This window comes from Flavobacterium sp. JLP, from assembly GCF_015350755.1.
In the GTDB taxonomy this organism is placed as follows: Bacteria; Bacteroidota; Bacteroidia; order Flavobacteriales; family Flavobacteriaceae; genus Flavobacterium.
This window is the reverse complement of sequence record NZ_JADKPS010000001.1, coordinates 106,241-123,008: the sequence shown is the minus strand read 5'-3', so window position 1 is coordinate 123,008 and position 16,768 is coordinate 106,241. Positions and strand designations below refer to the sequence as shown.

Annotated in this window: 20 protein-coding genes; 11 read left to right on the top strand and 9 right to left on the bottom strand. The window is 31.7% G+C overall.

Annotated features, from left to right (window positions below; translation table 11 throughout):
• Positions 1 to 7 precede the first annotated feature (7 nt).
• Positions 8 to 376 (top strand): hypothetical protein, encoded by a 369-nt coding sequence (locus IRZ83_RS00585; protein ID WP_029270295.1) that lies wholly within the window; start codon positions 8 to 10, stop codon positions 374 to 376.
• An 89-nt stretch (positions 377 to 465) separates the two neighbouring features.
• On the opposite strand, the gene IRZ83_RS00580 is transcribed toward IRZ83_RS00585, so the two are convergent.
• The gene (locus IRZ83_RS00580; protein WP_194566086.1) at positions 466 to 1,932 is read right to left on the bottom strand and encodes a glycosyltransferase; all 1,467 of its coding nucleotides are present in this window, start codon (positions 1,930 to 1,932) and stop codon (positions 466 to 468) included.
• Positions 1,933 to 2,193: 261 nt separating this feature from the next.
• Positions 2,194 to 2,628, bottom strand: a complete 435-nt coding sequence (locus IRZ83_RS00575; protein ID WP_194566084.1) for a PepSY-like domain-containing protein — start codon at positions 2,626 to 2,628, stop codon at positions 2,194 to 2,196.
• 140 nt (positions 2,629 to 2,768) lie between these two features.
• On the opposite strand from IRZ83_RS00575, the gene IRZ83_RS00570 reads away from it, so the two are divergent.
• The 6 genes from IRZ83_RS00570 to IRZ83_RS00545 all read left to right on the top strand — a co-directional run bounded on the left by IRZ83_RS00570 (position 2,769) and on the right by IRZ83_RS00545 (position 6,228).
• Positions 2,769 to 3,233 carry a GNAT family N-acetyltransferase gene (locus IRZ83_RS00570; protein ID WP_029270300.1) on the top strand — a complete coding sequence of 155 codons (465 nt, stop codon included), beginning with the start codon at positions 2,769 to 2,771 and terminating at the stop codon, positions 3,231 to 3,233.
• Between the two features lie 16 nt (positions 3,234 to 3,249).
• Positions 3,250 to 3,741, top strand: a complete 492-nt coding sequence (locus IRZ83_RS00565; protein WP_157494969.1) for a hypothetical protein — start codon at positions 3,250 to 3,252, stop codon at positions 3,739 to 3,741.
• Positions 3,742 to 3,761: 20 nt separating this feature from the next.
• Positions 3,762 to 4,223: an SRPBCC family protein gene (locus tag IRZ83_RS00560; RefSeq protein WP_194566082.1), complete on the top strand. Its 462-nt coding sequence runs from the start codon at positions 3,762 to 3,764 to the stop codon at positions 4,221 to 4,223.
• Between the two features lie 66 nt (positions 4,224 to 4,289).
• Complete coding sequence (locus tag IRZ83_RS00555) at positions 4,290 to 4,859, top strand: Crp/Fnr family transcriptional regulator (protein WP_194566080.1); 570 nt, start codon at positions 4,290 to 4,292, stop codon at positions 4,857 to 4,859.
• A 77-nt stretch (positions 4,860 to 4,936) separates the two neighbouring features.
• A complete protein-coding gene (locus tag IRZ83_RS00550) occupies positions 4,937 to 5,674 on the top strand; it encodes an SDR family NAD(P)-dependent oxidoreductase (RefSeq protein WP_194566078.1) in 738 nt (245 codons plus the stop codon).
• 104 nt (positions 5,675 to 5,778) lie between these two features.
• Positions 5,779 to 6,228: a GNAT family N-acetyltransferase gene (locus IRZ83_RS00545; protein WP_194566076.1), complete on the top strand. Its 450-nt coding sequence runs from the start codon at positions 5,779 to 5,781 to the stop codon at positions 6,226 to 6,228.
• Here IRZ83_RS00545 and IRZ83_RS00540 read toward each other — a convergent pair.
• The 3 genes from IRZ83_RS00540 to IRZ83_RS00530 all read right to left on the bottom strand — a co-directional run bounded on the left by IRZ83_RS00540 (position 6,223) and on the right by IRZ83_RS00530 (position 10,685).
• Entirely contained in the window at positions 6,223 to 9,588 is a 3,366-nt protein-coding gene (locus IRZ83_RS00540; RefSeq protein ID WP_194566074.1) for a CheR family methyltransferase, read from the bottom strand. The genes IRZ83_RS00545 and IRZ83_RS00540 overlap by 6 nt on opposite strands.
• 81 nt (positions 9,589 to 9,669) lie before the next feature.
• The gene (locus IRZ83_RS00535) at positions 9,670 to 10,122 is read right to left on the bottom strand and encodes a response regulator (protein ID WP_029270314.1); all 453 of its coding nucleotides are present in this window, start codon (positions 10,120 to 10,122) and stop codon (positions 9,670 to 9,672) included.
• A 209-nt stretch (positions 10,123 to 10,331) separates the two neighbouring features.
• Positions 10,332 to 10,685, bottom strand: coding sequence for a winged helix-turn-helix transcriptional regulator (locus tag IRZ83_RS00530; RefSeq protein ID WP_029270321.1), 354 nt, complete (start codon positions 10,683 to 10,685; stop codon positions 10,332 to 10,334).
• Positions 10,686 to 10,794: 109 nt separating this feature from the next.
• Between IRZ83_RS00530 and IRZ83_RS00525 the strand changes: the two genes are divergently transcribed.
• The 3 genes from IRZ83_RS00525 to IRZ83_RS00515 all read left to right on the top strand — a co-directional run bounded on the left by IRZ83_RS00525 (position 10,795) and on the right by IRZ83_RS00515 (position 12,711).
• Positions 10,795 to 11,550, top strand: coding sequence for an SDR family NAD(P)-dependent oxidoreductase (locus IRZ83_RS00525; protein ID WP_194566072.1), 756 nt, complete (start codon positions 10,795 to 10,797; stop codon positions 11,548 to 11,550).
• A gap of 28 nt (positions 11,551 to 11,578) precedes the next feature.
• The gene (locus IRZ83_RS00520) at positions 11,579 to 12,349 is read left to right on the top strand and encodes an SDR family oxidoreductase (RefSeq protein ID WP_194566070.1); all 771 of its coding nucleotides are present in this window, start codon (positions 11,579 to 11,581) and stop codon (positions 12,347 to 12,349) included.
• Between the two features lie 170 nt (positions 12,350 to 12,519).
• Complete coding sequence (locus IRZ83_RS00515; RefSeq protein WP_029270327.1) at positions 12,520 to 12,711, top strand: hypothetical protein; 192 nt, start codon at positions 12,520 to 12,522, stop codon at positions 12,709 to 12,711.
• Between the two features lie 58 nt (positions 12,712 to 12,769).
• Here the strand turns inward: IRZ83_RS00515 and IRZ83_RS00510 are convergent, their stop codons facing one another.
• The 4 genes from IRZ83_RS00510 to IRZ83_RS00495 form a co-directional block, all read right to left on the bottom strand.
• Complete coding sequence (locus IRZ83_RS00510; RefSeq protein WP_194566068.1) at positions 12,770 to 13,156, bottom strand: VOC family protein; 387 nt, start codon at positions 13,154 to 13,156, stop codon at positions 12,770 to 12,772.
• A gap of 136 nt (positions 13,157 to 13,292) precedes the next feature.
• A complete protein-coding gene (locus IRZ83_RS00505; protein WP_194566066.1) occupies positions 13,293 to 14,489 on the bottom strand; it encodes a PQQ-binding-like beta-propeller repeat protein in 1,197 nt (398 codons plus the stop codon).
• A 344-nt stretch (positions 14,490 to 14,833) separates the two neighbouring features.
• Complete coding sequence (locus tag IRZ83_RS00500; RefSeq protein WP_194566063.1) at positions 14,834 to 15,295, bottom strand: MarR family winged helix-turn-helix transcriptional regulator; 462 nt, start codon at positions 15,293 to 15,295, stop codon at positions 14,834 to 14,836.
• 104 nt (positions 15,296 to 15,399) lie between these two features.
• Complete coding sequence (locus IRZ83_RS00495; RefSeq protein ID WP_194566061.1) at positions 15,400 to 15,759, bottom strand: VOC family protein; 360 nt, start codon at positions 15,757 to 15,759, stop codon at positions 15,400 to 15,402.
• Positions 15,760 to 16,047: 288 nt separating this feature from the next.
• Here IRZ83_RS00495 and IRZ83_RS00490 point away from each other — a divergent pair, with 288 nt between their 5' ends.
• Positions 16,048 to 16,731 carry a hypothetical protein gene (locus tag IRZ83_RS00490; protein ID WP_194566059.1) on the top strand — a complete coding sequence of 228 codons (684 nt, stop codon included), beginning with the start codon at positions 16,048 to 16,050 and terminating at the stop codon, positions 16,729 to 16,731.
• Positions 16,732 to 16,768: the final 37 nt, after the last annotated feature.

Here is a 16,768-nt window from a genome sequence, read left to right as displayed (position 1 = left end):
AATAATCATGAAAAAATCTAAATTATTTATCTTCGGAGTTGCATTATTAGCAGTATTAATGATTTCATGTCACAGCAAAAGAAACAAATTGGTAAACTCTTGGAAAATCACTGCTGTAGAAGCTAAAATGCCACTTTCAGATTCGGCTAAACATGTAATCCTTACATCAGGAAATCTAACCTTTACAAAAGACGGACATGTAACAGGATATCTACAGCGACCAATAACAGATGGAACTTATGCATTGACAAAAGGAGGAAAAAGTTTAGTAATAAAAGATGAAACAGGAACTCCGTATCCTTGCGAAAGTACTATAACAGATGATAAACTGATATTAGACTTAAAAGAAATGAAAGTTACACTTACTAAAATATAATCTTAATTATTCTATCTCAATTAAATACATAACCACAACAATAAAAAAAGCTCCTAAAATTAATTTTTAGGAGCTTTTAACTTTATAATTTATACCTGCTGCTTAGCTTCAGTCAAACCACGTGTCAGCCAACCTCTCTTGTTAGCTGTAGCAATTGCATAAGGTGTAATCCAGAATAAGCTGAAAGTGTAAAAAATACTATAGGAATAAGCCCAAAAAGCATCTGAAAAACTGTATCTTTTTGCATAGAATAAAACCGAAAAACTCGATACAATCAATATACTTAAAAGCGTAGAACTAACAAATAATAGAGGATGCACAGCAATAAAAAGCAACATAAATAGTAAGAACGGATATGCCATAATGATTTTTAATGACTGATTTAGAAATAAAAGTCTTGCGCCAAATTTAGATTCTTTTCTAAAATCTTTAAATACATATTGCGCCATCATGATATTCTCACGTACATTGCTTCTTCCCCATCTGATAAACATTTTATATAAACCTGTATACTCTTCAGGAACATTCGTTAAAACGTATGCATTTCTTTGAAATAAGACATGAAATCCTTGTTTTAAAATCATATTCGTCATGGCGCGGTCCTCGCCAATGTCTGATGGCTGCCCCATGAATTTTTGATCGATCCATTCTGGTAGACAAGCAAAGACAGCATCGCTGCGATATGCAGCTGCAGCGCCCGGAGTACAAAGAACAGATCCTAACATGCTTTCTGCTGAACGCATAAATTCGAAACTCATTACAAAACTTACATTTAGCATTTTAGGAAGCAACGCTTTTTTATTATTTAAAACGTGAACATTTCCAGCTACGGCCCCACATTTTTTATTAACTACAAACGGACTTACAAGATTTCGCAAAGTATCTTTTTTTACAATTGAATCACTGTCGACTGTTACAAAAATTTCACCCGTTCCAAGCTCGAATCCGCGGTATAAAGCATGGCGTTTTCCTTTGTTTTCTGGCTGTTGGTATATCGATAAACGATCTCCTAATTTAATTTTTGCCTGCTGCATCCAATACCAAGTATCATCTTTACTTCCATCGTCAACAGCAAGTATTTGCAGTTTTTGTTCAGGAAAGTCGCTTTCTGCAAGACTTAATAGGGTATCCCAAACTAATTTTCCTTCGTTGTATGCGGGAACAATTACAGTACATGTTGGCAATAATTCATCTGAAACAGACTCAATTGGTTTGTATTTAAAATACAGATACAAATTATAGAAGAAAGAACCTGTCTGAAAGAAGAATAATGCAGCTGCAACAATTAGAAAAGGAAAACCCCATGAAGAATTTATCCTTTCGATTTGAAACTGATCAAAGTCGGGCTGTAATTTATAAACTAAAAATGCACCAGTAAGCATTAAGATAAAAGTACCTACAAGCACTATTGTACCTAATGAATTTGAAGTTTGATTTTCTTTTTTTGCTGATTTGCTATTTACACGAAAAAGAGAACTGTTTAAAGAAAGTTCCTTGTTAATGGTATCGCTGTTTGATGAATAAAATTGGTCTGAAATAATTGTTTCACTTTTCATATCGGGCTATTGATTTTTTTATCTGTATGGCTTTTATTTTAATGTAATTTAATTTGTATACACAAATGGATACTACCCCATTTTACAATGCCCGTGCCATAAAGTTTTCAATTTGAAAGTGAGGCCTTTATCTATTTCTGATAAAAACAAATCTGTATAAAGTTTACACACTTGTAAAAAGTTTATACTTGGATATTATAAAAAAAACCTCCAAAAAACCAACTATTTTTAAGGTTTAAAAATAAAATGCAATGTCATCGACTATTCTTTTTTGTCTTTTAAAATTTGACCTTCTTTGGTAAATTCTAAATCAATTTTGTTCGTTAAATCGACATCCAGATCTTTATGTCCGTAATCAATGTGTGTGATTTTTTCGTTTGGATAATGCTGTGCCACATAATCATTAATTACTTTCGGTATAAAACCAGTCGGAATAGGTTTTCCGTCTCCATCAACTTCTCGATACGAACCGTCTTTCCAGAATTCGACTTCTGTGCCGTCTTTCAATATGACTTCAAAGCCTTTTTCTCCGTGTTCGGCATCTTTTTTAGCAATCTCAACTGATGTATTGCTGAAATATTTTTTCAAAAATTCCTGAGCTGGTTTTGGCAGTTCAGAAATTTCAATCTTCTTTTGAGCACTGGCTGATATTACAAAACCGAGCAGCAAGGCGACAAATATGATCTTCTTTTTCATGGTCTGTAAATTTAAAAATTATCGTATCTAGCTAATTTACAACAACTAAACTTGCATTCAAATCAATTTAAGAAACCTTTAGTTTTTTAACTAGAGCTTTTTTAGCTATATTTAATCTAATATTTTGACTAATTTTAAGAATGATAATTCAAAAAGCAGATAGCTCCGATCATGAAGTTTTAACCGCAATAACGAAAAAATCTAAAGCGTATTGGGGATATTCTGATGAACAAATTGAAATATGGTCTGAATTTTTAACTGTCACTAAAGAATATATCGAAACCAATTCAGTTTATAAATTGGTTCTGGAAAATCATATAATAGGCTATTATTCATTCGTTTATCAAGATAAAACAACTGTAAAACTTGATAATTTATTTATTCTGCCAACATACATCGGAAAAGGTTTTGGAAAAAAGCTAATGAATGATTTTTTAAGAATATTGAAAAGCCAACCAATAAATAAAATAGTATTGAACGCTGAACCAAATGCTGCATTATTCTATACCAAATTTGGTTTTGTGAAAATAGGAGAAATTGAAACCTCAATTAAGGACAGGTTTTTACCGATAATGCAATTGCAATTAAATGAAAATCGAATTTAAAAATATAATTATGAAAATGAAACCAATAATAGCCTTTCTAACTTTCTTTTTAAGCCTAACCAGTTTTGCACAAGAATTGCCAAGCCCTTATGAATCAGGCTTTGAATTTCCAATTGGTGCGAAGTTTACCATTAAATTAAATACAGCTGATCCTGAAAATATTACCTATTCTATTATAAAATTTGAACAATTTACCGAAATAATTGATAGTTTTGATCATGATGATTTATTTGAAAAAGATGGTGAAGAAGGAACAATTGACTTTTATTTCTGCCTTGGATCGAATGGCGATACAGAAGCAGAAAAAAATAAAAACATGAAGGTTTTACTTCTTTTTAAAAACAGAACAAAACTTTCATTGAAGTATTTTTCTGAAATTCAATTGAATGAAGAAGAAGAATTTAAAGAAACCTCAAATGTTGGCGCTTATCCAGGCGCAATAGGAAACGAGATGTGGCCTTATATGATCAACATGATACGAATACGAGATTTTAAAATTTCAAAATAATTATTTAAAAGATTTATAAAATGAAAGCTGTAACCTTCCCGACAACTCCAGACTGCGAAATTGTTAGCAGCAGAATCGTGAACGCATCGCAAGAACTTGTTTTTGAAGCTTGGACAAATCCAAATCATTTAAAGAATTGGTGGGGGCCAAAAGGATTTACTAATACTTTTAGTGAATTTGACTTGCGTCCGGGCGGGAAATGGAAATTTGTAATGCACGCTCCAGAACAAGGAAATTTTCAGAATGAATGCGAATTTGTAAAAATTGAAAAACCTGCTGAAATTGCTTGGATACGCATTTCTAAGCCTTTGTTTAATGTCGTTGCAACTTTTGATGCACTCTCGAGCAATCAAACTAAAATCGTTTTTAGAATGGTTTTTGAAACGCCAGAAGAATCAAACAAATTAAGACCTTTTGTGGTAGATAAAAATGAAGAAAACTTTGACCGTCTTGAAGAGGAACTAAAAAAAATGACGTTATAAAATCTATTTTTTTTCTTTTTGTCATATGACAAATTCTCCATAAAAAACTTTACTTACCTTTCGCATATGAAAGCATTTATAGATTTTATACTGCAGTTTGGAGATTTAAATCAGCAGCAGCTTGATTTAATTTCAAAAAAAGCTACCGAAAGATTGTTGCCCAAAGATGAATATTTTTCTGAAGCGGGCAAAATTGCACAAGAAGTTGGGTTTATTCTAGACGGAATTGTACGAGTTTGCTATTACAATAATAAAGGCGAAGAAATTACCAAATATTTTATTGATGAAAATAATTTGGTAGTCGATTTAGAGAGTTTTGACAATGAAATTTGTTCAAATGCTTATGTACAGGCAATCACAGATTGTAAGATGCTGGTTTTTTCTAAAAAAGATTGGCAAGAACTTTTAGATACTATTATTCCGTGGGAAGCAATCGTAAACAAAATTATCTCCAGAGCATTAAGACAAAAAGTAGAACGAAGAAGTCCGTTAGTTACTGAAGACGCAACGACGCGCTATTTGATGTTTTTAAAAATCTATCCGAATGTTGTCAACCGTATTCCACTTTCTTATGTGGCGTCTTATTTAGGCATTACACAATCATCTTTAAGCCGAATTAGAAAAAATATACAGTAAATCGCTTTTTGCCAAATGACAAATGATTTTGTTTTTAAACGAAAGACCTTTGCTTCAATAATTTAAAAACACATAAAATGAAAACTGTATTAATAACTGGTGCCAACAGAAGTATTGGATTAGAAACAACAAAACAACTTTCTAAAAAAGGATTATTTGTTTATTTAGGAACACGAGATCTTGAAAAAGGAAATGCGATAGTAAAAGAGCTTAAGGAAAATGGATTTGAAAATATCCAAGCTATTCAAATCGACGTTACAAAACCTGATTCAATTTTAGCTGCAAAAAACACAATTGAAAAAGAGAAGGGCAAATTAGATATTCTGATAAATAACGCGGGAATCAGCGGAGATTTTCCTCAGAATGCTTCGACTACTGCAATTAGCGACATTCAAACTGTGTTTGATACAAATTTCTTTGGTGTTATCAGTGTTACACAAGCATTTTTAGACTTGCTGAAAAAATCAGAAAGCCCAAGAATCAGCAACATTACTTCTGGACTTGGTTCTTTAACACTTCACAGCGATTCTACTTGGAAATATTTTGATATTAAACCTGCAAGCTACGCCACATCAAAAGCAGCCTTAAACGCTTACACAATTGCGTTAGCATACGAACTGAAAGATTTGCCATTCAATGTCAATGCAATCGATCCAGGTTATACAGCTACAGATTTTAACCATCACAGCGGGCCAGGAACGGTAGAAAGTGCTGCAACATTTATCATTAAGCATACTTATATACATCAAAATGGACCAACAGGAAAGTTTTTCAGTAATGATATTGAAGATGAAACTGAAGTAAGTCCGTGGTAAATAAGCTAAAAAATAACATAAAAGCTCCGTTAGAAATAATGGGCTTTTTTTTTCTTATATTCGTTAATGATCAACATTTAAATTACGGATATAAATCAAATCACATGGAATTAGTTGAATTTAGTTTTGATGAATACTTTATTACGACAGACAAAAACAAAATGGATGTTGTCGCAATTCATGATTTTTTATCAAAATATTCAGGATGGAGTGATAATATTCCGTTTGAGAAGGTAAAAATTTCTATTGAAAATTCATTGAACTTTGGAATATTTCACAACAGCAAACAAATTGGATTTGCGAGAGTAATTTCAGATTTTTCTACAATTGCTTATTTAGGCGATATTTATGTTTTAGAAAATTACCGCGGAAAAGGACTTTCAAAAAAAATGATGGACACAGTTATAGCCCATTCAAACCTGCAAGGCCTTAGAAGATGGATTTTGCTGACATCAACCGCAGATTGGCTTTATGAAAAATATGGATTTAATAAATTACCTAAACCAGAAATCTATATGGAGTTATTTAACCCTAATGTTTACAGTAAATTATAGTGGCAAAATGATATGAAATTCAGCTCCAATATTTTCTTCTGCTTTAGAAAAAATAATACCCTTGTGATTTTCAACAATTTTTTTACCAATCGATAATCCGATTCCGGTTCCTGTGTACATTTCACTATTATGAAGTCTTTGAAAAATAGTGAAAATTTTACTCTCATATTGTTTGTCAAAACCTATTCCGTTATCTTTTACTATAATTTCACAATAATCAAGATTTGGATCTAAAGTGGAGTATTTTTGAACTTGTTTAGATGAAAGTTTCTTTGAACTTATCTTTACTTTAGAAACAGAACCGTCATTTTTATAAAACTTAAGAGCGTTGCTGATTAGGTTATAAAAAAGCTGGTTCATTTGCAACGGAATAGCATTAATAGTAGGGAGTTCTTCCGTAGTTATTTTAACATTATGTTCTTCAATCAAAAGCTCAAAATCAATTAGGATATTTGCTAAAACTAAGTTTAAATCTGTATTTACAAATTGTTTTTCAGGATCATCTAAAGAAGAATAAGCTAGTAAATCTTTAATAAGTGTTGTCATCCTTTTAGAGGATTTACTGATTTTTTGGATCAAGATATGTGCTTCATCAGATATATTCTCCTCCATGCCAACGAGTCGGCTTATAAACATTAATATTTTGCGCAAAGGTTCCTGCAAATCATGGCTTGCTACATATGCATACTCTTGCAATTGAACATTGGCAGTATGCAATTTTTTAATAGAACTTTCCAATTCTTTATTAGAAGTAAGCAAATCTGAAGTGCGTTCAAGAACTTTTGCTTCAAAACCGTCTGATAATACTTTCAGCTTATTTTCGGCTATTCTTCTTTCAGTAATATCTTCGATTGCCAGCAGAATCAATTGTTTCTTACTAGCTTCATTAGTTACTTGTCTTACGTTTAACAACATAATACTTTCGCCATACGGCAATAGATTTACAGCTATTTGATAATCATCCAGCTGTGTTTTTTCTTTAAGCACCTTTTCAAGCATTTCGCGCATGGAAATATTATCAAAAAGATGATTTTGAATTTCATAAATTAGTTTGCCGGTCGCCTCCTCTTTTGCAATATTATATTTTTTTGAGAATGCGCGATTTATATTTTTAATTCTTAAATCAGTATCTAACACGACAATAGGCTCTCTAAGAGTAGCTACAATTGCTTCTGTGTAATTTTTAGAAATATTAATTTCCTGCTGTTTGTTTAAAAGTTCCTGATTAATCTGCAAAAGTTCTTCGTTGCTGGATTGTAATTCTTCTTTAGAAGTTTCCAGTTCTTCGTTAAGACTTTGCAGCTCTTCACTACCACTCAACAATTCTTCGTTGGCACTCTGAAGTTCTTCGTTTGAGGCTTCCTGCTCTTCGCTGATAGCATTAACATCAGCATGTATTTTTGCCAACTCTTTTTCCAGTTTTGCAATCTTTAGGAGATTTGCATTTTCAAGTATTTGCTCACTACCTGATTTGCTTATAGCAGGATCTTGACTAGTAATAAGACTTTTATAAAATAATATTAGAAAATAGGGCTCTGCAGTATCCTTTAATGGCTGTATTTCGATAGTAATTTCACTTATAATTCCTTTATTTGTAATTTGTATGCCATCTTTTTTAATCAGCAAACCCGTTTCTTTGACTTTATGCCACGCATTACGAAGCTCAAAAGCAAGACCTTCCCGAGCCATTTTGACCAGATTAAAGGTAGGTTTTCCTGTCGAAAGCTCAATAAAATCTGCGATACTTCCGTTAATATGAACAATATCCATTTGCTCATTTACAATTACGCTTGCAGGAGTATAATTGGCAAGCAGCGTTAATTCAGCACTTTTTCTAAAATCCTCTTTGATAATCTCTTTTCTTTTGACATCTGATTTAAAGCTTTTTAATCGCTCATTAACTCCTAAACCCGAATGCACAAATCTTCCTGAAACCTGTTTGCGGATATAAATTTTACCCGCTTTGTCAAACGACTGAAAAAGTTCAGCTGCCGGAACTGCAGTTTCTGATTTTCCTAAAAGTAAAAAGCCATTTTCTTTTAAAGCATAATGAAATGTTGACAACGACTTTTTCTGCAAAAACGAATCCATATATATAAATACATTTCTACAGGTAATTAAATCCATTTTTGCAAAAGGAGGATCGTTTAAAAAATTATGAACTGCAAAAACACACAAATCTCTAATTTGTCGTTTTATAGTGTAACCATTTGTATTTGCTGTAAAATATTTTGATAGAATATTTTCAGAAACATTCCGCATTTGAGACTTCCTGTAAAATCCAATTCTAGCTTTTTTAATTGTCACTTCTGAAATATCCGAAGCAAAAATCTGAATTTCCTTTCCTTGCAGATTCACTCCCAAAAATTCATGAAGAGCAATGGCCAGTGAATACGCTTCTTCGCCGGTAGAACATCCTGCTATCCAGATTCGTATAGTATTTCCTTCTGTTACTCTGTCTGTTAATATTGGGAAAACTTTTTCTTTTAATATCTGAAAAATTTTAGTATCCCTAAAAAATTCAGTGACCGGTATAAGCATATCATTAAATAAATCCTCTGATGCTGATTTATCTCCTTGCAAAAATTTAAGATATTCTTTAAGATTTATGATTTTGCTTAAAGCCATTCTTCTGGCAATACGGCGGCGTATGGTAGTTTGTTTGTAATAAGTGAAATCCACTCCGCTGTTATGACGCAAAATTTTAATAATCTCCTCAAATACTGCCTCATCATTTGGATCAGTTTCTTTGATAAGACTTTCTTTTGATTGTGAAATACTCATTATTTTTTCTGCCATTTTTCTTGGTGGCATTACATAATCAACAACTCCTGCATTTATGGCATTTTGCGGCATTTCATTATAAGCCGCATCAGAATCCTGAGCAAAAGTAACACCTCCGTGGTTTTTAATCGCTTTTAAGCCAATAGTTCCGTCAGAACCATTTCCTGAAAGCAATATACCATATGCTAAATCGAGATGTACTTCTGCCAATGAAGAAAAAAAGATGTCTATAGCTTGATTTTTTGTTTCTTTTTCACGTGGACTTAATTTTAAGACTCCGTCAAAAGAGGTAAGCATTTTATTTTCCGGAATAACGTAAATGTTATTTGGAGCTAAATGAATGTCATCTGTAATTTCATTAATCGGAATTTTTGCAACTCTCGAAAGAAGCTTTGTAAGAATGCTGTCATGCAGCGGATGCAAATGCTGTACAACAACAAAAGCCATTTCTGAGTTAGCAGGAATAGCATCAATAAACTGACTAAAAGCCTCTAGCCCACCCGCAGAAGCACCAATGCCAACAATGGGGAAATCTTGGCGTGTCGCCTTTGGTAAACTGTTTTTTTGATCTTGCATGATTTCAATTATTAATTTCTTAGACAAGTATTAGGAATGTAAATCGATGCTAAGTATGTAATGTAGTAAAATTCTTAAAATCTATATTGTAATGATAAAAGATTCGTATTCTAATTTTTTTAGTTTTTCTTTCCAATCCATTTCGATAACTTTTTTAAGTAATTTTTTCAAATCATTAAAATCAGTTGGTTTTACTATATACGCGTTGGCACCCAATCCAAAAGTATCTCTAATCCCATCTTCTGTTGCCGATGTCGAATAAATCGCAATTATGGGAATATTCTTAAATTTAGAATCATCACGAATTTGTTTTAAGCTCTCAATACCAGACATTATTGGCATATTGAGATCTAAAAATATGATATCTGGGATACCAAGATTTTTATCATAAAGACGGTTTACGAGTTCTAAACCATTTTTACAAAATTCAACCGGAAAATTAAGATGAATATCGGCAATTGCATCAGCAAAAAATTCTCTGTCATCAGCATCATCATCAGTAAGTAAGATCCTTATATTCTCTTTGTTATCCATTAGTTATTTATCATTTCACTTCAAATGTACGCTTTAATAAATGGCTATAGATAAATAAAATAATTTCCATAAGATTTTTTTGATATAATTATTTTATATCGAAACAAGAAGTTATAAATTAACTGATTTGCAACTGATTATTGACCTATAACAATACAAGCCTCCAATATCAAATGACTTTGAAGGCTTGTATTGTTATTTTTAAGAAACTATTTTTCAATAATTTTTTTCCTGTGTTCTATTCCCCAATCTGTTAGATTGTTAATTATAGTTTGCAGTGTTTTTCCGTGATCTGTCAAAGTATATTCAACAGTTATGGGCTGCGTCTCCAAAACAGATCTTTTAATAAGTTTGTTTATTTCCAGTTCTTTCAATTCTTTGCTCAGCATTTTGTTTGAAATACCCACTACATCATTTAGAATATCTGAAAATCTTCTTTTGTTGTAATAACAGATAGATGAAATAATCGCTATTTTCCATTTGCCGCTCAACACGTCCATTGAATCTTGGACTGCCATCATCTCTTTTTTATGTAGTTCTTTTTCAATCGGTTTACATTCCATGATGTTACTTTGTTACTTCGAGGTTACTGTTACTTTTAGTTACAAAGTTACTAAAATAAATTAATCTGTTTTAAATTTGCATCATTAAGATATTCTAAAAAATATAAAAATGAACAAATTAAAAAACAAAGTAGCAGTAGTTACAGGGGCATCAAAAGGAATTGGTGCTTCTATTGCTAAATATTTTGCCGCAGAAGGTGCAAAAGTAGTTGTGAATTATGCATCAAGCAAAGAAGATGCTGAAAAGGTAGTAAAACAAATTATAGATAATGGCGGAACAGCAATTTCTGTGCAAGGCAATGTTTCGAAAGAATCAGATGTAATCAGATTATTTGAAGAAACGAAAAATACTTTTGGCGCATTAGATATTTTGGTAAACAATGCCGGAGTTTATCAATATGCACCAATCGAAGAATTTTCAGCAGTTTCTTTTCATGAACAATTCAATATTAATGTTTTGGGTTCATTACTTGCTATTCAACAGTCTTTAAAGTTGTTTGGCGAAAAAGGCGGTAATATTATCAATATAAGCTCGGGAGCAAGTAATACGCCCCTTCCAACAGGATCAGTATACTCAGCAACTAAAGCCGCTTTAGATGCGATAACAATTTCTTTATCTAAGGAATTCAGCGGAAGAAATATCCGAATTAATTCTATTCTCCCAGGAATTGTAGAGACAGAAGGTTCTCGTTCAGCAGGTTTTATTGGCAGCGACAATGAAGCAAAATTTGTTGCGACTACCCCTCTTGGACGTACAGGCCAGCCGGAAGATATTGCAAAAGTAGCCGTATTTCTTGCTTCTGACGATGCTGCATGGATTACGGGAGAGAAAATTTCAGTATCAGGCGGAATATTCGGTCTATAATTTTATACAATTATTTAAAAACAACAAAATGAGCAAATTAAAAAATAAGGTAACTGTAGTTACAGGAGGCAATAGCGGTATCGGTTTTGGTATTGCAGAAGCATTTAGAAATGAAGGCGCTGTCGGAACAGTTGCAGGAAGAAATAAAACAACATTAAACACTGCTATTGAAGCGTTGGGGACAGATTTTATAGCTGTTTCAGGTGATGTCACCAATGGAAGTGATTTAGAAAATATCTTCAAGAAAACATTTGAAAAATTTGGAAAAATTGATGCCTTGGTCGTAAATGCAGGAGGTGTTGTAGACGGTGTTCCAATGGGAAGCATAAATGATACTACAGAAGAAAGCTATGATAGTTATATGGATTTAAACCTGAAAAGTGCTTATTTCACGGTACAAAAATCACTTCCGTATCTAAATGATGGCGCTTCGATTATATTAATTGGATCTAGTGCGGCGCATCGTGCAGCGCCGGGAATGGCAATTTATGCTGCTGCAAAAGCAGCTATTATATCATTGGCAAAAGGTTTATCATTAGATTTATTGTCAAGAAACATAAGGGTTAATGCGCTATCGCCTGGCTCAATCGATACGCCTGTTTTCGGAAAATTAGTGCCCGAAGAACAATTAGAGCAGGTAAAACAACTTTGGATCGATATTACTCCTGTTGGCAGACAAGGACTTCCGTCTGATATTGGAAAAGCTGCCGTATTTTTAGCATCAGATGATTCAGCTTTTATAGTGGGTACAGAAATACTTTCTGATGGGGGTTTAACTAATATTAGCCTAATGAAATAATTTTATAAGACATAAAAAAATTAATTTAAAAACCTTCAAAGTCATTGATTTTGGAGGTTTTATCTTTAATTCTCTCAATTTCAACATTTAATCACTCGTTAAATTTTAGTTAGAATATTTCTTATATTCGTTTCATGAAAAGGAAATCGACTTATTAAAATTGAAAAATTATGGAAAATAAAAAATTACTATCGTTTACTTTTTGGATTGTAGCAATTATTTTGGGCGTAACATTGTTCAAGCAATTCGATTTTAAAAATTTAAAATTTGAGAAAACAGGTTTAGCTATTGTTTACATAATTGCTTTTTTAATCTCCGTTTTCGTTCTAGTTAGAAACTACAGAAATCGCTCTGAAAAATAAAAAGGGTCCCGTATTTTTTTTAGAAAATAAGATTTGCCAAAACGAAGAGAACTCCACCTTATAAGATATAACCAATTTCCCAAACGTGTCCAAACGGATCTTTTAATTTACCAATTCTCCAATCCTCTTCGGTTTTGATGGGGCAAATTTCTTTTGCACCAAATTTTAGTGCTTTTTCAAATATCTCGTCTGCATTTTTAGTTTCCAAAATGATTCTTATCGGGCTATTTGATTTTATATCAGGTTTCAAATTTCCATTGCAACGTTCTTCATCACTCAAATAAAATACGGCACTCTCAATCTCAATAACTGAAGATATTTTTTGATTTTCTAATTCAAACCTTTTTGTCTCTATGGCTCCAAAGGCTGATTTATAAAATTCTATTGCTTTTATGCCATCCTGTACTGTCAAAAAAGGCTTTATAGTTGTTTTAATATCATTCATAAACGTTGATTTTAGATTAATTCTATCAGTTTATATTTTTTTTGATAAAAGCGTTAATTAATATTCACATACCACATTATTCAAAAATGAAATATTAAAAAAAGCCATCTCAGTATTGAGACAGCTTGCTTTTTTGTTATCGAATTTTTTTTATGTATGCACTGTAAACATTGTCTTTAATAGAGGTTCGAAGATAAACTTCGTTTTCGTCTTTTGTTTTAAATTCAAATTGAATTAAGGCAGCATCAGAATAATAAAATAAAGAATCATCATCAGCAAATTCAAGATTTGAAATAGGTTTGGTTGTTAATTTTACTTCAGAAGCTATTTCACCATTGGTTATGTCTAATTGAAAAAGTTTTGCCTTATGAGTGTATCCCCAAATATTATCACTTTCCTCAAGGATGTATTCTACATTATCTCCCTTAAAATCAGTTTTCCAAATCTGTGTTCCTGTTTTCGAATCCAGACCGTAAATAGAAGAGACTTCTGGTCCTTGTGCTGCAAAATATATTTTTTTGTCTTTGCAAAGTATACGTTCTTTGACATTACTCTGATTTTCATCTAATTTAAATTGCCATAAAATATCTGGTTTATTAGGACTTAAGGCAAAAATCACATTTTTTTCATTTGCTATAAATACATTTTCGCCGTCTGTAACAGGTTTTCCATGCAACGATTCTTCAAAGTCTTTATGATAAATAAGTTCTCCCGTATTTGCTTCAAAACAATAGAAATTAGACCCGCTTTGAGTATAAACCTTGTTGTCAAAAACGAGAACCGGAATATCATTATTTGACGAATCTAACTTGTAGTTCCATATTAAACTGCCGTCTTTTGTATCAAGCGCATAAATGTTGCCATTTTGAGAAGTTATATACAACTTTCCGCCATTTATGACTGGAATTTGATCTTTTAGCACAATTTGATCAGTAATATTACCTAACCTTGCTTTCCAAAAAATATCACCAGTCTGGTTATCTACTGCGAAAATTTCACCATTAATAAACGGTACGTATACTACACCATCTTTTAGCGTTATTGCATTTGCACACATTTCAGTATAGGCGTCCGAAGCTTTTACAGTCCAGCCAATTTGTTCGGATTCTAAATCAAATGAAAACAGAGAACCGTCATAATCATATATCAGGATTGATGCTTCGTCTAATGGTGCTTTTTTAAGCGGATTTATGACTTTATTAGAGACCATTTCAGTAGGTGGCAAAGCTTTATTATTAGAATTAGCTTTGCTTGGTTTTGAAGCGGCAGGCGCTTGCCCAAACATATTTATAACAGTAAATACAAATAAAAGAGTAATTATTATTTTTTTCATTTTTAAGATTTGGGGGTTGATAATTTGATTTTCTTTTTCAATACTATAGTTGCCGAAAAAACAATATCTATGTCAAATATAGTTAAAAAATATTATAGCGATTTAGAAGTTATAACGTGTTAAATGACAGATTTGAGTTTTAAAATAGGGAATAAAGTAAAGAAAAGATTTGAAAAATGATTCTATTCCCAATTATCCGATTCTGAAACAAAATCCATAAAAAAACCCCTTAATTTCTTAAGAAGTATCTTTATTGTATTTATGGTATTCAATAGTCTCACCTATTTTTATAAATTTTTCAAAACAAAAAATAAATATTAATGAGTGTATTTTAGAAGCAATATTTATTCATTTTTATTTTCATCAATAAGTTTTACCATATTAGAATTGAATGAAGAAAGATTTTCGTCTAATGCAGCGAAGAAATCAAGATCAGCATTTTCTACTTCAACGATTGCTTTTTGCAAAACGTTTTCTCCAACAGTTGTTAGTCGAATCGTTTTTGCTCTTGTGTCGGTTTCGTGCTCTTGACGTGTTACAAAACCTTTTTCTTCCAACGTTCGCAATACTTTTGAAACCATCATTCTATCAGCATTACTTTGATTCGCAATGTCAACCTGTGTTACAGAATTGCTTTTTTTTGAAAGCCAGCCCAACGCTGCAAGCAATACAAATTGCGTCTGTGTTAAATCTAATGGATCTAAAACTTTTTTAAGTTTACGCTGCCATAACATTGTCAGTTGGCCAAGCAAATAGCCTGGACTATCTTTTGGACTTTTAAAATGAAAATTAATTTCTTTAGTCATAATGATATTGAAACATTTTGTCAATATTAAATCAAAATCTCGTTTATTCAAAGATGTTAGGCTTAAATTACGAAAAAACTAGTTTCAAAAGTAATAGTTTACTTTTATTTTGTCTCCAAAAAAGTAAGTTTATAACCGTCAAGGTCTTTTACGTGAAATGCTCTTCCAAAAGGTGTTTCTATAATTGGTCCCACTGTGGTTAATCCATTCGCTATAAATTTCTCTTTTAATTCGTCTACATTTTCGTTAACTGCAAACCAAAGAGCAACACCAATTCCTAATTCTTTATCTTCAATTGGTTCAAGAGGTGTACGAATAGCAAAACTTGCTTGCCCTTCATTGTATTTAAAAATACAAGCTTGCGGATTGGTATTACCAATCTCAAATCCTATTTTTTTTTCATAAAAGTCTTTTGATGCTTCTAAATTTTTTACTTGTAACGATGCAAAGGTTAATTCTCTCATTTTTAATAAAATTAAATTGTTGTCGCAAATATAATATACATGACAACAATATACAAAATATTTTAAAGATTTCTTTTTAAATTTTAAATTATGAATTGTACTAGTCAAAAATCTGTTTAAGAGAATGATGAAAAATCATTTCTATCTATCTGAAGATGCTAATAAACTGTAGTATAAATATTTCTTATATTCGCTTATAAAAAGTCATCTGATAACTTAAAACCGACTAAAAAACTTGTATTAATGTCATTTATACAAGAACAACCCTGTTGTGTGTAAGCTGAAAAAATGAAAAAAAATATTTTAATATTGATTTTGATAACAACTTGGCTTTTATCCTGTAAGCAAGATAATAACGCAATACCAAATACTGTCGATAAAGAAACTTTATATTCTGTAAAAAATATCCAAAGAAAAAAACGATTGACTAATCATAACGATAAGGATATTTACACTAAATATAAGTATATAGATTCTAACGGTGCAAGCCTTATAATACAAAATAGCTTTCCAAAAGGTGGAAACAAATATACAGATCCAAATAGAGTGCAATATGTTTATGCTGTATTTTGGACTCGAATAACCAATGAAACAGATAATTCTCTTGAATTAAAGATTGACTTTCCCATAGATTCTTATGAGATTCCAGCTTTGCCAGGTAAATATTATAAAACATTGATTCCGTCAGACACGATGACAATTGAAAAAGCACCTTTATTTAATTATGGCTTAACCAATTTAGAATCATTTTTAGACAATAATATTCACAAATCACCTTCGTTGAAAAGAATTATTAAGCCAAAAGAATCCAGCGGTTTTTATGTCGTAGTACTCCGCTTGACTGGAGGAACACAATATGGCATTTTGCGAACAGAGCTCAGCCTAAAAGGGCAAAATCTTTTTTATAAAATTAGGGATAAGGAAATTCATTGCGGAAGTATTAATTTAAAAAATTTAACGTTACATAAATAAACATAAGCCACCAAACTCTATTAAAAAAATGTTTTAA

Coding starts and splice junctions, on each gene's coding strand:
- IRZ83_RS00550 (WP_194566078.1), top strand. CDS start 4,937: ATGAAAACTGTATTAATAACTGGTGCCAACAGAAGTATTGGATTAGAA.
- IRZ83_RS00580 (WP_194566086.1), bottom strand. CDS start 1,932: ATGAAAAGTGAAACAATTATTTCAGACCAATTTTATTCATCAAACAGC.
- IRZ83_RS00545 (WP_194566076.1), top strand. CDS start 5,779: ATGGAATTAGTTGAATTTAGTTTTGATGAATACTTTATTACGACAGAC.
- IRZ83_RS00555 (WP_194566080.1), top strand. CDS start 4,290: ATGAAAGCATTTATAGATTTTATACTGCAGTTTGGAGATTTAAATCAG.
- IRZ83_RS00520 (WP_194566070.1), top strand. CDS start 11,579: ATGAGCAAATTAAAAAATAAGGTAACTGTAGTTACAGGAGGCAATAGC.
- IRZ83_RS00570 (WP_029270300.1), top strand. CDS start 2,769: ATGATAATTCAAAAAGCAGATAGCTCCGATCATGAAGTTTTAACCGCA.
- IRZ83_RS00540 (WP_194566074.1), bottom strand. CDS start 9,588: ATGCAAGATCAAAAAAACAGTTTACCAAAGGCGACACGCCAAGATTTC.
- IRZ83_RS00500 (WP_194566063.1), bottom strand. CDS start 15,295: ATGACTAAAGAAATTAATTTTCATTTTAAAAGTCCAAAAGATAGTCCA.
- IRZ83_RS00505 (WP_194566066.1), bottom strand. CDS start 14,489: ATGAAAAAAATAATAATTACTCTTTTATTTGTATTTACTGTTATAAAT.
- IRZ83_RS00575 (WP_194566084.1), bottom strand. CDS start 2,628: ATGAAAAAGAAGATCATATTTGTCGCCTTGCTGCTCGGTTTTGTAATA.
- IRZ83_RS00525 (WP_194566072.1), top strand. CDS start 10,795: ATGAACAAATTAAAAAACAAAGTAGCAGTAGTTACAGGGGCATCAAAA.
- IRZ83_RS00495 (WP_194566061.1), bottom strand. CDS start 15,759: ATGAGAGAATTAACCTTTGCATCGTTACAAGTAAAAAATTTAGAAGCA.
- IRZ83_RS00510 (WP_194566068.1), bottom strand. CDS start 13,156: ATGAATGATATTAAAACAACTATAAAGCCTTTTTTGACAGTACAGGAT.
- IRZ83_RS00585 (WP_029270295.1), top strand. CDS start 8: ATGAAAAAATCTAAATTATTTATCTTCGGAGTTGCATTATTAGCAGTA.
- IRZ83_RS00530 (WP_029270321.1), bottom strand. CDS start 10,685: ATGGAATGTAAACCGATTGAAAAAGAACTACATAAAAAAGAGATGATG.
- IRZ83_RS00515 (WP_029270327.1), top strand. CDS start 12,520: ATGGAAAATAAAAAATTACTATCGTTTACTTTTTGGATTGTAGCAATT.
- IRZ83_RS00490 (WP_194566059.1), top strand. CDS start 16,048: ATGAAAAAAAATATTTTAATATTGATTTTGATAACAACTTGGCTTTTA.
- IRZ83_RS00565 (WP_157494969.1), top strand. CDS start 3,250: ATGAAACCAATAATAGCCTTTCTAACTTTCTTTTTAAGCCTAACCAGT.
- IRZ83_RS00560 (WP_194566082.1), top strand. CDS start 3,762: ATGAAAGCTGTAACCTTCCCGACAACTCCAGACTGCGAAATTGTTAGC.
- IRZ83_RS00535 (WP_029270314.1), bottom strand. CDS start 10,122: ATGGATAACAAAGAGAATATAAGGATCTTACTTACTGATGATGATGCT.